Consider the following 14,069-nt stretch of genomic DNA (forward strand, 5'->3'; position numbering starts at 1 on the left):
AATGCATTATAACACACGCGTGCGTTTTCAATCAAGAAAAACGCGTTTTTCGTGTCTTTTGCACGATGCCAGTTCCTCTTTGTTGCACATTCTTTCATTTGTAATGGTACAAAAGTATAGGTTTTTGTAGGATACATGGTTCTGCAAAAGCTCTATACCAGTCGTGGATGACCTATCGCCGTATAAGCACTCCCAAAAGGGTTCATTCTCCCGGATTTTGCAAATCCTCCAGATATTGCTCCGCCAGTGCCTCCTGGTATCCGGCGCACCGTTCCGCCAGGACAGCCTGGGCGGTGGGACGCAGGGCCGGGCAGGCGATCTGTTCCAGCTGGCGCAGGCGGCCTTCCCCCTCGATCTTCTTTTCCGAGATGGCCCGCCGGTAATCCTGGGGTTCCATGTGCCAGAAACGCACCCGCTCCCCGTATTCCTGCCACAGCCGGTCGGCGATGGAAAGGCCCTCCGGGTCAAAGTCCCCGGCATAATACAACCGGCAATTTCCTTGTGCCAGCAGGTCCAGCAGCTGCCAGGAGGCTTCCTTCAACTGACCGGAGGTGCAGACCAGCGGGTGCTGCAGCCGGCTTTGCCGGCACAGGGAGGAGAACAGCATCTGGTTTTCCAGCAGATACAGCCGGCCGGTGGGGCTGGCCGCGCCGGTTATCTCCGCCAGCTGGGAGGAAGTGAGTAGGCAGAATTTTCCCGCCTGCCGCAATTGTGCCCAGGCAGGATGTTCCCGGCCGTCGGCCCCTGTCAGGATCAGGCCGCGCTGTACGGTAAAATCCGAGATATCGTCCTGCATCAGTCCGCAGCGGCGCAGCAGCGCCAGGCGCTGGCGGGCACGGGTGGGCAGCGGCACCTGCTGCCAGAAGGCCAGCGCGTGGAGCAGCAGGCTGCCCGCTGGATTTTTTCCGTCCAGGGCGTGGGGGTCGGTGGAGACGGCATAACTGCACAGCGCCAGCTCCTCCGGCTCCGCGTGTTGCTGCCGCCGGTCCAGCGTGCAGCAGACCCAGTGCAGCCACCGGGCAGCCTCGGGCTGCCCGATGCGGTCCTGCAGAATCCCGAAGCCATGGCTTTTCTGCTCTTCCATCGCCTGCAGCCAGCTGCGCGCCGCTTCGCCATGGGGAAGGGCTGCCTCCTCCGCGAAAAAGCGATGCACTTCCTGCTGGCGTTCAGTTTTCTGCCTGGCGTGGGAGCGCAGCGGCGCCCCGTCCAGTTGCTGCCAGAATTCCGCCAGGTCTGCCACAGCAAAGCGGCTGTCGCGTAGAGCTTTTTCAAAATCCGACACCTTGTAGCGCAGCTGGGGCGGCACAAAATGACGGCCCAGAAGTCCCTCGGCGGCACAGCATTCCTCCAGAGTGGCGTCCTGCAACCGGATCACACCGTCGGCATAGCCGGCCAGGCATTTTTTGCGCAGCTGCGCCAGCTGCCGCTGCCAACCGGGTGCGGAGGCAAAATAGTCCCGCAGGGATGATTCTTTCATGATTCCTCCAGTCTCCGGACATGGCCGTCCCAATGATACCGCAGCACCGTGACGATTTGCGCATTCTGGGGACGCCACAGTTCCGCAATATTCAGCGAGGATACCGTAGGGTAGCATCCCCACAGGGCCTGGGAGTTCATGATATAGTCAAACCCAAGGTCATGCACCAGGGCAAACATACTCTCGATGTTGGTCTCGTCCACACCGGCAAATGCCTCGTCCAGCGCCATCAGCCGCGGGGCTTCTTTGCCCGCTGCTATGTACTGGGCGGCCAATGCCGCAAACAGCGGCACATACATGGCCATCGCCTTCTCGCCGCCGCTGAAGCTGTTGAAGGCGGAATCGGTCAGCTCCTTTTTGGTCTGCTTTTCCGCACCGCCCTTCTGGTAGAAAAGGCGGAAGGTGAACCAGTTCCGGAAATCCAGGGCCTCCCGCATCAGCTCCGAGTAGGTGGCGGGTGTAGCCTCCATCTGGGAGCGTTCCCGCGCCCGGTTGATTTTGGCGCGGAAATGATCGGTGATTTTCTGCCGGTCCGCATCTCCCATCACCATGGGATTCTTGCGCAGCAAGGTAAGCAGTTCTCCCGTGTCCAGCTCCTTCTGCTGGTCGGCGGGCTTTCCCTTCCACACAAGGCTGAACCGCAATCCCATGGAAGTATTCAGCTGTTCCATGATGCCGCTCATCCGCTGGGTCCATTCCTGGCTGTTGTTGATGCGGTGGCTCAGCTTGGTGATGACCGTCTGGTTGAGAATCGTCTCGAACAGGCGGCGATCTTCCTGGGAGAGGAGCTGTTCTTCCACATCCCGCTGGCTTTCCAGCCGCCGGATGAAGTCCAGCAGATCCAGCCGCTGGCCGTCCAGGTAGAGTTCGATGCAGCCGCGGCTGCGCAGCCGCCCTTCCTCACTGGCAAACAGCGGCTGGATGCCTATGCGGTAGGTATTCAGCGTGCTGGCGATCCGCATATTTTTTTCTAAGGATGTGCGCAAGTCCTCCGGCCCCAGATTGCGGTCCTTCTGGCGGATGTGGTCCCGGGCGGCTTCCGCCTGCCGCCACAGAGGCTCCTCCCCCCGCCCCGGCTGACCGGGGCCGCGGCAAAGTTCTTCCTCAAAGATCTGACAAAGCGCTTCCTCCTCCCCGATGGCCTTTTGCAGGTCCTGCTTTTTCCGGGTCAGTTCGGGGCCCAGGTGGTCCAGATTGTTTTGCTCCACCCGAATCTGAATCTCGGTATCTTGATATTGTTTTTGTGCCCGTTCCAGCGACCCGTTCAGCTCTTCCAGCTTTTGGGCCAAGGCCTGGATTTCCGGCCGGGCCAGATAGCGTTCCAGCTCCTCCAGAGCGGCTTTTGTCTTGCGCTGCTCGGCCTGCTGGCGGCGGACCCGGTCGGTGCAGGCCAGCATGTCCTCGTTCAGAGCATCCAACTGCTGTTCCAGATCCAGCACCTGACTCTGCCACAGTTCCAGCTTTTCCTTGCCCTCGGAAATGGTCCGGTACTGTTCCCGGTATTCCTCGCACAGATCCTCCATCTGCTCATAAGTTTGGGCGTCCTGCTCATAGGGAAGTCCCCGGGTCAGCGGCAGGATCCCGGCGCGCAGATCGGCAAGCTGTTTCTGCTGCCGCCGAACTTGTTGCGCGCAGTCGTCCAGGGCCCGTTCCCGGTGTTCCACCTCGCCCCGCTGCTTGGCGGCCAGGTCCAGCGCCATCGCCAGATCGGCAGTGGTGGGGCGTGCTTCATAGTCCTGCTGAAGCTGCCGCTGTGCCGCCTCGTTGTGCTGCAGTCGCTCCCGGATTTCTTCCAGTTCTTTCTGCCTTTCTTCCATCTGCCGGGCAAGGGCCTCGATCTTCCGTTCCCGGTTGGCCCGCCGGGCCGAAGCGCCGATATACCCGGCAGGCTGCCGGGCCACGCTCCGCCCCTGCAGCACCCCCTGGCGGTACCGGCCGTCGGCGGCAAACCAGGCATTGCCCTCCGGCTGTTCCGAAAAGCAGGACAGCAGCCCCGCCATATCCGCCCATGCCGGCAGTTCCTGTTCCGGCCGCAGGGGCAGCGGCGCTGCCGCCGGGGACAAGTCCTCCGGACAAAGAAAATGATCGGGATGTTCGGCCAGCAGTTCCGGCATCTCTTTCCGTGTTTCCGGCGGCACCATCAGAGCGTCGAGAATCCCTGCATCCGCCAGCTGTGCCTCCAGTAGGGCACGGCGTTCGGGCGGCAGGTCTGGCGCAAAATCCACCAATTCATAAAAGGAGGCATGGGGTACGCCGCGCTCTTGCAGGTAGGCGCGGGTGGCCTGCACCGCTTCGCTGCGCTCGGGCGGCAGATCTTTTTGGTTTTCCAGTTCCTTGCGGTGGGCGGCCAGTTCGTTGAGCTGCTGCTGGGCGTCCGTTTGTTGCCGTTCCCAGAGGGTATGTTCCTGCACCAACGGCATCGAAAGCCGCTGCAGCGCCCCGTTCAGAATTTTCTGCATTTCCTGTTCCTGGGCCAGCCCTTCGTAGGCGGTGACCTGGGCAAAAAGCGCCGTCACTTCCTCATGCCGCAGGCAAAAGACTTGCGTCTGTTCTTCCAGCGCTGCGAAGGCTTCGCTCAGCTCGTCCCGCATGGCATTCACCGTTCCCTGGGCCGCCTCCCACTGGCTTTGGGCATGGCGCAGGGCCTGGGCCGCCGTATCCCGCTCCTGCTGGTACCGGTCCAGCCGTCCCAGGGCTTCCTCCTGGCGGCGCAGTCCTTCCTCCGCCTTGCGCAGCCGGGTGGCAAAACGGGCGATCTCCGGCTGTTCCTGCCGGAAATCCACCGCCTGTAGGGTGGCTGGATGCCCGGGGTAACGCAGTTCCTCATTCTGCTCCCCCAGTTCCCGGAACGCCTCTTCCAGCCCTTCCTGCTCGTCGTCACAGCGGCGTGCTGTCTGGCGGCGATCCCGCTCCTTGGCGTCCAGCGCTGTCTGCTTTTTGTGCTCTTCCTGCTGCTCCCGGTCGATGGTTTCCTGCTGCTGCTCCACCTGGCGGCGGCATTCTTCCTTGCGCTGCATGGCCTGCTTCAAATCGCCACCGGCATTCAGTTCATTCAATTGGCGGGAAAGCTCCCCCACCTGCTGTTCCGCCTCCTGGTGGCCTGCCCGGGCCTCCTCCAGCGCCTGCTGCGTCAGGGCGACCTTATCTTCCAGGCTCTTTACTTCGGTCTGCTGCTGGGTAGACCGACGGGCTTCCAGATAATACTGGCCTTTTTTGCCCAGCACATACTGGTTGTAGCGGGTATACTCGTTGCGCAGCTGGCGGGCCTCCTGCAAGCTTTGCCCCAGTGCTTCCAGCCGGTGCTGGATGGTGTCCATCTTTTCCATGGAATTGACCATGGGGGCGATGTCCTCCTCGCTCAACGGCTGCAGGGAATCGTTCAGGATCACCTGCACCAGCCGCGGGGAAAAATCCTTGCTCAGTTTGGGTTTGCGCAGCTGGATCAAAAGGCGAAGCAGCCGGTCATACTGCTCCATTTCGGCAAAGCCGAAGAGCATCCGGTTGACCATCTGTTTGTAGTCGCTGCCCCGTTCCACCCAATTTTCTCCGGCGCCGAACCGGTTGTGGACCTCCCGCCGGGTGAGGGAAATATGCTGGGAGCCCTTGGTTTCAAACAGGGCGAAATCCTCCGGCCCGGCGCCGATGCGGCGTCCGTCACTCAGACAGAATCCCCAGAATTCCACCGAACTGCTGCTGCGCCGGGCCCGCAGCCCCACCACCAGCGTGCGGTAGAGCCTGTGTTCCGGCTTGATGAATTCCAGATAGAGATAGCCGGTACTTTCCTCCTTTTCCTCCCCCAGCAGGTAATAGGCCATTTTGCGGTCCTTACTGCCGAAGGAATCCAGCCGGTAGGGACGCAGATCGCCGTCCAGCATGAAGGGAATAAAGCTTTGGGTGGTGACGGATTTGCCCGCGCCGTTTTCGCCCCGCAGCAAAAGGCGTCCCTCACTGAACGGAAACTCTTCCCAATCATAGAGCCAGAAGTTTACAAATCCCAGTTTGTTCATCCGCCAGCGTTCCTGCATAGCCCTCTCTCCTTATCGCTTTTGGGGATAGATTCCCTGCCACAGGGCAAACCCCGGCTGCAGGGTCACAACTTCTCCCTCCACGGCGGCAAAGTCCCAGTAGCACAGTTCCTCCAGAATTTCCTGGGTCAGCGCCGCAAGGTCCTTTTCGGCCACGGTTTTGCCCCACTGGTTCTTGTATTCTTGCCGCAGGGCTTCCAGCTCCTGAGAAAAAGCTTTTCGCGTCAGATGCACCCGGTCATCCGGGTCCCGGGGGAAAGCCCCACAGTTGATTTTTTCGCTGAGCCGCTCGGAGAGCAGCAACAGGATATCGCTGCGCATCTGGTCCCGGGGAAAGCCGTTGCCGCAGGGCTCACCTTCCTCCGGCAGGAAGAAGGCGCCGTTGTGATAGATCTGCAGTTTGCCGCCGATGGTTTCGTCCAGATTCCGTTGCAGGATGCCCCGCTGATTCTTGATATAGGCATAGAGGGAATCGGCGGGGTCCTCCCAATAGACCGCCGGGGCCAGCGCCAGCTGCCGGTAGACGCGCCAGGTGCGGAAGGTGCCCCGCTCCTGATCGGGACCGTCCTCGGGCGGATTTTCAAAATCCCGCACCGAGGTATACCCGGTGATATCCCGGTGAAAATGCACACTGAAATACCGGCACAACCCGGTATTTTCATAGAGCACCTCCTGGTCCTGGTGCGAGGCGAAGCCGTCGCTTTCCCCCTCGAAACTGCGCAACAGCCCCAGACACTCGGCATACTGCAGCACCCGCACCAGCGAGGTACGGCAGGAATACCGCTCCCAGGACAGGTCCGGTAGATAGGCTTTTGTGTAGGCCAGCACGGCCTGGGTCAGTTCCGAGAGCAAAAAGCGCTGGCCGTCGTCCTTGTCCTCCAGCAAAAGCAGAACCCCGCACAAAAGACAGTAGTCCTGCACCTCGGTGAATTCCGGGATCCCGAAGGCTTCCTGCGCCCGGGCCGGTTCCTTCACCAGGCGGATCACCTGCTCGGTGCAGATCACTTCCCAGCCGAATTGCTCCCGCAGCGCCCGGCGCAGGGTAGGCAGTTTGCGGCGCACCTGATAAAAGAGTTCCCGGTCCTCCTCCCGACGGATCCAGAACCGGTCCAGCAGCGCACGAAATTCATCCATGGGCGGGCGCCTCCTCAAATTCCAGACAGTAGGCGGGCATGGTCAGCTCCCCGTCGGTACAGTGCAGCACACAGGTCTGCCCCGGCAAGCAGGTCAGGCGATAGGCCTGGCCAAATTCGGTGCGGGCAGATTTGCTGACGTTGGCGTTGGCTTTCACCACCCAATTCAAAAGGCTCATCCGGATTTCCGGCGTGACCACTTCCTCCAGCGCCGAAAAATCCAGCCGCCCTTTTCGGATCAGCCGCTCCAGCCGGGCCTGCAGGGCCGCCTTGCGTTGCAGGTAGGCCTGTTTCTGGGCAGCCTTCTCCAGGCTTTTGTCCTCAAAGAAACTTTTCTCCCGTGGGGGACGGCCGGGCCGCCGGCGGTTGCGCAGCTGGTAGAGAAAGGGTTGTCCGTCATAGCAGCTGCCCGTCTCGTAGAGATCTTCCGGCTCGATACCGGTGAGATGCACCGCCCGCTGGGCGCCGAACACCATGCCGGAAAGCCGCCGGGCATCGGCCAGGGTGGGACAGGCGGCAAACAGCTCCAGGAATTTTTTGTATTCCACCTTCCGGTTGGCACCGCCGCTGTGCGCCTGCAGGATGAGTTCGGCGTTCATCAGGATCCGCTGGATGATGTCGTTGGCCAGTTCCAGCACATGCTCACTGTCGCTCTGTCCACTCTCGCCGGGCACAAACCAGCGGTAAAATCCCTGCCAGAAACCGTAAATCTCCTCCCGCAGCTGCCGGGGATAGTCCTCGGACCGCTGAATCAAGCGACCCTCCCCTTCCTGCAGCTGGGTCGCGTACACCTGCTGCAGCATCATTTCCACCTGCTCCGGCGGCAAGCTCAGCAGCATCCGGCGAATTTTTTCGGCGTAGCGCTGCAGTTCCAGCACAAATTCCTGCAGATACCGCACCACCTTGTCCTTGTAGGGCAAAAACTCGGTGGTCTGCAAAATGTGCCTGGCATGGGAGGAATAGAAATCCCGCAGATAGTCCTGATACCGGTTGGTCAGCTGGCGGAAATCCCTTTGCAGCTGATCCCACAGCTGGTTCAGCGTGCGGACATCCGCCCCGGTCCGCTCCGTCATCCGCTCCAGCGTGTCCAGAATCCGCTCGAACAGCTGGGAGGAGAGGATCGCCGTGCGCAGATCGAGATTTTCCAGGGAAATGGTCATCCGCTCGATCTCGGTGGCCGTCTGGGACATGGAATAGCTGAACTGCTTGTTTTTGTATTCGGCAATGCTGGTGGGACGGTGGGGGTCCTGGATGGGCACCAGATTCCGCCAGCCGCACAGCGCGTTCAGGTCCTGCTCCAGTTGTTCCGCCGTGTACTCCCCAAAATGAGCATCCGCCCGCAGCAGAGCCAGCAGTTCCGTCTTGTTCAGCCGGATATGGGCCTTTTGAGATTCCAGGTAGAAGGTGCGCATGATGGCCCGGTAGCGCCAGGCGTTCTCCGCCGTGAGATAGCTGGCTTCGGGCACGCTGTTCAAGGTTATGGCATGAAATTGCATCGGTCCACTCCCCTTTCGATGGCAGCAAGGGCGCTTCTTCTGGTAGTTATAACCTGGTAGTTATAACCAGTTTACCAGACGTCCCATCCGATAAAAAGGATTTCGATAAAATCTCTCATGAATTTTGTCGATATTCCTAAAACAATCTCGGATGAATTGTGCAATATGGGAGGCGGTTTCCATCTGCAGGGGATGGAAAGCATTGGGGAGGCTTTCCTCATGGATTTCTCCCCGTTCAGGGACGAACGATGTAAGGGCTCCGGTGGCTTATATGGATAATCGTCTATTTCGTCCCCTATACTTTTTTACATTTTGTAGAATCTGGAACTTTCCGTTTTCACGTCACAAAACTCCGCAAAAGAACTAGAAAGCACAAAAGCCTCTTATCGAAAAGATTGTATAAGCATTTGCAATCATTGTAAAAAGCTGCGTTAAAACGCTTACTTTTGATTCTGGCAGAGCTTGGCTGTCTTAGAATCAGCTGTCTATAGTCCAGTTGGACGTAGTAGTCTGGTCGGAGAACTGTGACGGGCGGGGAAATACAATGAACCAGCGCCGAAAATTGTGTAGTGTGCACAATTTCCGGCGCTGGTTGTGGTGGTTGTGAAAGAATGTTGGGACGTAAAAAGCGATAAGCAAAACCAGCTGGGAAGAAGGAGTGGTCAGAGGGTGGTCAAGTCAGCGGCTGCACAAAAGGAACATTTTCTTTCCTGCGCCGTTTCCTCGCACTTTCTTGTACTTTTTGTTGAGTTTTTTCTTGGAAAACTCCCAAAAACAGGTTTTTTTGCACAATGTCATGAATCTGATATTATTGCCCGCTTTGTTGTTTTTCGCTTCCGGAAATTTCGCTATGATGATACCAAAGAAAGACTCGCGGCAGCTTGTCCGGCCCTGCCGGACGCAGAAAAACAACAAGGAGGGATTCACCTTCATTTTATCGATGCGGACGGCAGTTTCACCCTGGAGCGCACCCTGAAAGCGGCGGGGGTCCGCGCCGCCCTGGCCAGCGCCCTGCGCGGGGGCTTTCCCGTCCAACACAAAAGGTAAGCCCGGGCTGAGAAACACACAGCATTGCACTTGCAACGGCACGTTCCCGCTCTGATTGAGGCGCTCGTGTTTGGCCGGTTTGCATAGGCTTTTCTTTGCCAGAGTCAGTCTGAAAGCAACCCCAACCATCACACACAGGCTGCAAAAGAATATTTCGGCACGGGCCGTGTGGAGTATGGCCGCGTCACGGGCAAAAGCGGGAGCCGCACTTCACAGGCGGCTCCCGCTTTTGCTTGTTGTCTATTTTCTGCTCAGTTCGTTGTTCCGGACAGGTGTGCTGGCAGAGCTGCTGCCATACAGCGCTGTACAAAATTTTCCGCGGACAGGTTTGTGCAGTTTTCACAGCCCTAGCAACTGTCCCTGCCGTGCCCTGGCCGAAGGGGAAGGTTGTCCGATCACGCCGGCCCATCCGTCTGGCCGTTGGCGGCGGCCAGCAGTCCCTGTGCCGCAGCGGCCGGGAAGCTGCCGCCGCTGGAGAGCACCGCTGCACGAAGCGGCGCGTCGGCGCCGGACATAATCATCATGCGGAAATCCGGGTTGCTGTAGTCCGCTTTCCCGCCAAATCCCTGCGCAATGGTGGCACGGAAGGCTTGCATCATCAGTGGGGAGAAGTCCTTCATTTCCATGATAGAGTCCTCCATTGAGAAGCGGCCCGGTTCCAGCGGCGGATCGTCTTGCAGCGGGAAGTCAACGGTGCGGCTCTCGCCGGGGGTCAGATAAACCCTGGCAAAGCCTTTCAGCTCTTTGGCCGGGCGGTAGGGCCCGGTGCGGGGCGGCGCAATGTAAAGCTGCGCCACCTCGGCGCCCGGGCAATCGCCAATGTTCGTGACGGCGACCCGCACCGTGCGGTTCTCCACCGTCAGGTCGCTGTACGCGAACCGCGTATAGCTCAGTCCATAGCCAAAGGGGTACCGTACCGGCAACCCGGCCGTGTCGTAGTAGCGGTAACCGACATACAGACCTTCTTTATAGCGGGTGACCTTCTGGCCGAAGGTATCCCGGCTGGGCACTTGGTCATAACTCAAAGGCCAGGTCCCGGTCAGCTTGCCGCCGGGGTTGGCTGTGCCGGTCAGCAGTGCCGCGGCAGCCTCACCGCCTGCCTGGCCGGGCAGGCCCTCCACGCAGAGATACCGAAACCCGTGGCAGGTGAACCGCGGCAGGTACTCAGCTGGCTGCCCAGCTGAGCGGAATGTATCCTCCGACTTGGCAAAGCTCAGGTTTCCCGTGTAAAAGTTGCCGTTTTCATCCAGCGATTCAGCATGGCGCAGGCGCACCTGCGCCCCCGCTGGCAGATCGAGTTTGGCATGCACCACGCCGGTGATGTTCTGGCCGAAATCCAGCACCCATTCCCCGTTGGGGGCCAGAAAATCCTTCACCACCGGCAACATCTGCACGCAGCGCACCGGCTCGTCCTCCTGTGCGATCAGGTTTTGCTTGTCCAGTCCGGGCAGCAGCGGCGGCCGGTGCGCGGCTGCAGCGCCGGCCCGGCATAGGGCACAAACAGGGAATCGCCGCTCTCCACGCGGCCGGTGTCCCAGCTTCCCACCCGCACGCGGCAGGCGGTTTGGATTGTGTCGGGGATGTCGCTCACCATTTTCCAGGAAAAAACGGGCTGCTCATCCAGCCCGATGGGGTGGTTCCGGGACGAAACTTGCAATTCGGTCAATTTCAGCATCGCAATGGCCTCCTGTTCGCAACCTGTGCCTTTTTGTGTCCATTGTATCGGTTTTGCGACGGGGCGTCTATCAAATAAGCGATGCTTATGATATTTTCAGGAAATTCTTGCCGGCATGGCCAACGAAATGTGGCAGAGGAGCGCTCACAGCGTTGGCGCTGTAAATCCATACCAAATAGAACGCAAACCGGACAGAATCGACAAACCAAATTGACAAAACCGGTGCTACCTTTTACAGTAAGTATAAGAAACGGACAATTCGCGCCTGCCGCCCCCGGGACGGCCGCTATTTTCATTGCAGAAAGCGAGGGAACCACCCATGAACACACTCCTTCACGGTTTTACCGAAATCCGGCAGGCCCCGCTGCCCGAGCTCGACGCCACCCTACACGAGATGGAACACACGCAGACTGGCGCGCGGCTGGTCTGGCTGGAGCGGGACGAGGAGAATAAAACCTTTGGCATCGCCTTCCCCACCCTGCCAAAAGGCGACACCGGCGTCTTTCATATCCTCGAGCACTCGGTGCTCTGCGGGTCGGACCGCTACCCGGTCAAGGAGCCCTTCGTCGAACTGCTCAAACACTCGATGAACACCTTTTTGAACGCGCTGACCTTCCCGGATAAAACGCTGTACCCCATTTCCAGCCGCAACCCCAAGGACTTTCTGACCCTGATGCGGGTGTATCTTGACGCGGTGTTCCACCCGGCCATCTACCACAACCCCGCCATCTTCCGGCAGGAGGGCTGGCGGTACGAGTTTGACGCCGACGGCAAGCCCCACTACAAGGGCGTCGTGTTTAACGAGATGAAGGGCGCGTTCGCCGATGCCGACGAACTGGAGACGAACGCCCTCAACCGTGCGCTCTTCCCCAACACGCCCTACCGGTTTGTGTCGGGCGGCGACCCGGCCTGCATTCCAGACCTGACTTATGAACAGTTTTTGGCCGCCCACCGCAAGTTCTACGCGCCCTCCAATGCGCTGATCTTTCTGGACGGCGCCGTGGACCTGGACACCGTGCTGCGGGTGCTGGATGAGGAATATCTGCGCAGTTTTGCGCGCAGCGAGCGCACGGTGTTCCCGCCGCTGCAAGCCCCGGTGGACGGCGGCGTGCAGCGCATCGAGTACGAGGTGGCCAGCGAGGCCGAGGAGCCCGGCCGCACCCGCCTGGCCTACGGCTTTGTGCTGGGCAGCTACGCCGACCGCGAGACGCTGGTGGCCACCGGGGTGCTGGCCCAGGTGCTGGCCGGGGACAACGAATCCCCGCTGTGCCGGGCGGTGCTCTCCCGCCAGTTGGCCCGGGACCTGATGCTGCGGGTGTACGACAGTGTGGCCCAGCCCTGGCTGCAGATGGAGATCACCGACCTCAACGCCGAAAACGCGGCCGCCGCCGAGCAGGCAGTGTTTGACGAGCTGCGCCGCCTGGCTGAACAGGGCATTGACTGCACCAAGCTGGAAGCCGCCCTGGCCCGGCGGGAGTTTGAGATGCGGGAGCGGGATTTCGGCGCCTACACGCCCGGCGTGGGCCTGTGTATGCAGACGCTGGAAAGCTGGCTGTACGGCGGCCGGCCGGAAGACAACCTGCAGGTGGGCGCGCTGTTCGACAGCCTGCGCGCCAAGATGCGCGAGGGCTACTTTGAGGACCTGCTGCGGCGCATCTTCCTTGAAAACCCGCACAGGGCCAAGGTGGTGCTGACCCCGAGCCACACCGCCGGCGAGGCCCGCCGCCAGGCCGAGGCCGATCGGCTGGCCCGGGAGGCCGCCGCCTGGACCGAGGCTGACCGCACCGCGCTGCAACAAGAGCAGCAGGAACTGGACGCCTGGCAGAAAACGCCGGACAGCCCCGAAGCGCTGGCTACGCTGCCCAGCCTGACGCTGGCCGATCTGCCCGCCGCCCCCACCGACCTGCCGCTGGAAACGGCCACACTGGCGGGGATTCCGGTACTGCTGCACCGGGTCAAGACGCGGGGCATTGTCTACCTGACTTTCTATTTTGACGCCGACGGCCTGCGCCCCGAGCAGATGAGCGAGCTCGGCTATCTGTGCCAGTTGCTGGGCCACCTGCCCACCCGGCATTACACGGCAGAACAGCTCAACGACCGCATCCGGCTGACCTGCGGCGAACTGCGATTTTACGCCACCGCCTATGCGATCCCCGGCGAGACCGGCCGCTGCCATGTCAAACTCTGCCTGAGCCTGAGCGCGCTGGAACCCAAGCTGGACGCGGCGCTGGACCTGGCCGCCGAGGTGCTGACCACCACCGACCTGAGCGCCGAGCCCGCCGCCCGGGACATTCTGCGCCAGTTGCGGACGCAGCGGATGCAGAACTGCATCATGGCCGGGCACAATGTGGGCAACGGCCGGCTGGCGGCGCAGTTCTCGGCTGCCGGCGCGGCCCAGGAATATCTGACCGGGTTTGCCGGGTACCAGTGGGTCAAAGCCCGGGAGGATCATTGGGACTGGGCCGCCCTGCGCCCGGCCTTGCAAAGCCTGCTGGACGCCATCGCCTGCAAGGCCCGGCTGACGCTGGCCGTGACCACCGACCATGACCTGGCCGGGCAGGCCGCCGCCCGTCTGGCCGCGGCCCTGCCCGAGGGCGCCGCTGCCCCCGAAGCCACCGCGCTGGCCCCCTGGGGCGTGCGGCGGGAGGGCATTGCCATCCCGGCCGACATCGCCTTTGCCTGCTGCGGCGGCAACGTTCTGGCAGGCGGGCAGCCCTACACCGGCGCCTGGCAGCTGGCGTCCAAGCTGCTGGGGCTTGAATACCTGTGGAACGCGGTCCGGGTGCAGGGCGGAGCCTACGGTACCGGGCTGGCGGTGCGAGACACCGGCCTGGCGGCATGCTGGTCCTACCGCGACCCGCGGGGCGTGCAGAGCCTGGAAACGTACAGCCGCTGCGCCGACTTTCTGCGCCAGTTCTGCCGGGAGAGCCGCGATTTGACGGGCCTCATCATCGGCGCGGTGTCAGACAGCGAGCCGCTGCTCTCGCCCCAGGCCCAGGGCACCACCGCCGACACCTGGTACTGGCAGGGCGTGGACTACGCCGAGCGGTGCCGCCGCCGCAAAGCGCTGCTGTCCGCCACGCCGGACACGCTGCTGGCCCTGGCCGACGCGCTCGAAACGGCGCTGCAAGGCGGCGTCTGCGTAGTGGGCGGCCGGCCCCAGTTGGAAGCCTGCGGGCTGGACAGCATCGAGAGTGTTTGAAAGGCCACTGAGGA

General features: G+C 61.2%; 8 protein-coding genes. 2 read left to right on the plus strand and 6 right to left on the minus strand.

Features of this window, described 5'->3' with window-relative positions; genetic code table 11:
• Nucleotides 1-202: 202 nt before the first annotated feature.
• The 4 genes from ABGT73_RS12565 to ABGT73_RS12580 are packed head-to-tail and all read right to left on the minus strand — an operon-like array spanning nucleotide 203 to nucleotide 8,131.
• Complete coding sequence (locus tag ABGT73_RS12565; RefSeq protein ID WP_346670008.1) at nucleotides 203-1,477, minus strand: TIGR02679 family protein; 1,275 nt, start codon at nucleotides 1,475-1,477, stop codon at nucleotides 203-205.
• On the minus strand, nucleotides 1,474-5,502 hold the full coding sequence (locus ABGT73_RS12570; protein WP_346670009.1) for a TIGR02680 family protein: 4,029 nt from the start codon (nucleotides 5,500-5,502) through the stop codon (nucleotides 1,474-1,476). Before ABGT73_RS12570 ends, ABGT73_RS12565 begins: the two co-directional genes overlap by 4 nt.
• 12 nt (nucleotides 5,503-5,514) lie before the next feature.
• Nucleotides 5,515-6,636, minus strand: coding sequence for a TIGR02678 family protein (locus tag ABGT73_RS12575; RefSeq protein WP_346670010.1), 1,122 nt, complete (start codon nucleotides 6,634-6,636; stop codon nucleotides 5,515-5,517).
• Nucleotides 6,629-8,131 (minus strand): TIGR02677 family protein, encoded by a 1,503-nt coding sequence (locus tag ABGT73_RS12580; protein WP_346670011.1) that lies wholly within the window; start codon nucleotides 8,129-8,131, stop codon nucleotides 6,629-6,631. The genes ABGT73_RS12575 and ABGT73_RS12580 overlap by 8 nt, the downstream gene beginning before the upstream one ends.
• 669 nt (nucleotides 8,132-8,800) lie before the next feature.
• On the opposite strand from ABGT73_RS12580, the gene ABGT73_RS12585 reads away from it, so the two are divergent.
• Nucleotides 8,801-9,178, plus strand: a complete 378-nt coding sequence (locus ABGT73_RS12585; RefSeq protein WP_346670012.1) for a hypothetical protein — start codon at nucleotides 8,801-8,803, stop codon at nucleotides 9,176-9,178.
• Between the two features lie 395 nt (nucleotides 9,179-9,573).
• Here the strand turns inward: ABGT73_RS12585 and ABGT73_RS12590 are convergent, their stop codons facing one another.
• Nucleotides 9,574-10,581, minus strand: coding sequence for a family 78 glycoside hydrolase catalytic domain (locus ABGT73_RS12590; protein ID WP_346670013.1), 1,008 nt, complete (start codon nucleotides 10,579-10,581; stop codon nucleotides 9,574-9,576).
• A 20-nt stretch (nucleotides 10,582-10,601) separates the two neighbouring features.
• Complete coding sequence (locus tag ABGT73_RS12595; RefSeq protein WP_346670014.1) at nucleotides 10,602-10,853, minus strand: hypothetical protein; 252 nt, start codon at nucleotides 10,851-10,853, stop codon at nucleotides 10,602-10,604.
• A gap of 319 nt (nucleotides 10,854-11,172) precedes the next feature.
• Between ABGT73_RS12595 and ABGT73_RS12600 the strand changes: the two genes are divergently transcribed.
• A complete protein-coding gene (locus ABGT73_RS12600) occupies nucleotides 11,173-14,055 on the plus strand; it encodes an insulinase family protein (RefSeq protein ID WP_346670015.1) in 2,883 nt (960 codons plus the stop codon).
• Nucleotides 14,056-14,069 lie beyond the last annotated feature (14 nt).

The sequence above is a fragment of the uncultured Subdoligranulum sp. genome (assembly GCF_963931595.1).
Taxonomy (GTDB): Bacteria; Bacillota; Clostridia; order Oscillospirales; family Ruminococcaceae; genus Gemmiger.

Coding starts and splice junctions, on each gene's coding strand:
- ABGT73_RS12565 (WP_346670008.1), bottom strand. CDS start 1,477: ATGAAAGAATCATCCCTGCGGGACTATTTTGCCTCCGCACCCGGTTGG.
- ABGT73_RS12570 (WP_346670009.1), bottom strand. CDS start 5,502: ATGCAGGAACGCTGGCGGATGAACAAACTGGGATTTGTAAACTTCTGG.
- ABGT73_RS12575 (WP_346670010.1), bottom strand. CDS start 6,636: ATGGATGAATTTCGTGCGCTGCTGGACCGGTTCTGGATCCGTCGGGAG.
- ABGT73_RS12580 (WP_346670011.1), bottom strand. CDS start 8,131: ATGCAATTTCATGCCATAACCTTGAACAGCGTGCCCGAAGCCAGCTAT.
- ABGT73_RS12595 (WP_346670014.1), bottom strand. CDS start 10,853: ATGCTGAAATTGACCGAATTGCAAGTTTCGTCCCGGAACCACCCCATC.
- ABGT73_RS12600 (WP_346670015.1), top strand. CDS start 11,173: ATGAACACACTCCTTCACGGTTTTACCGAAATCCGGCAGGCCCCGCTG.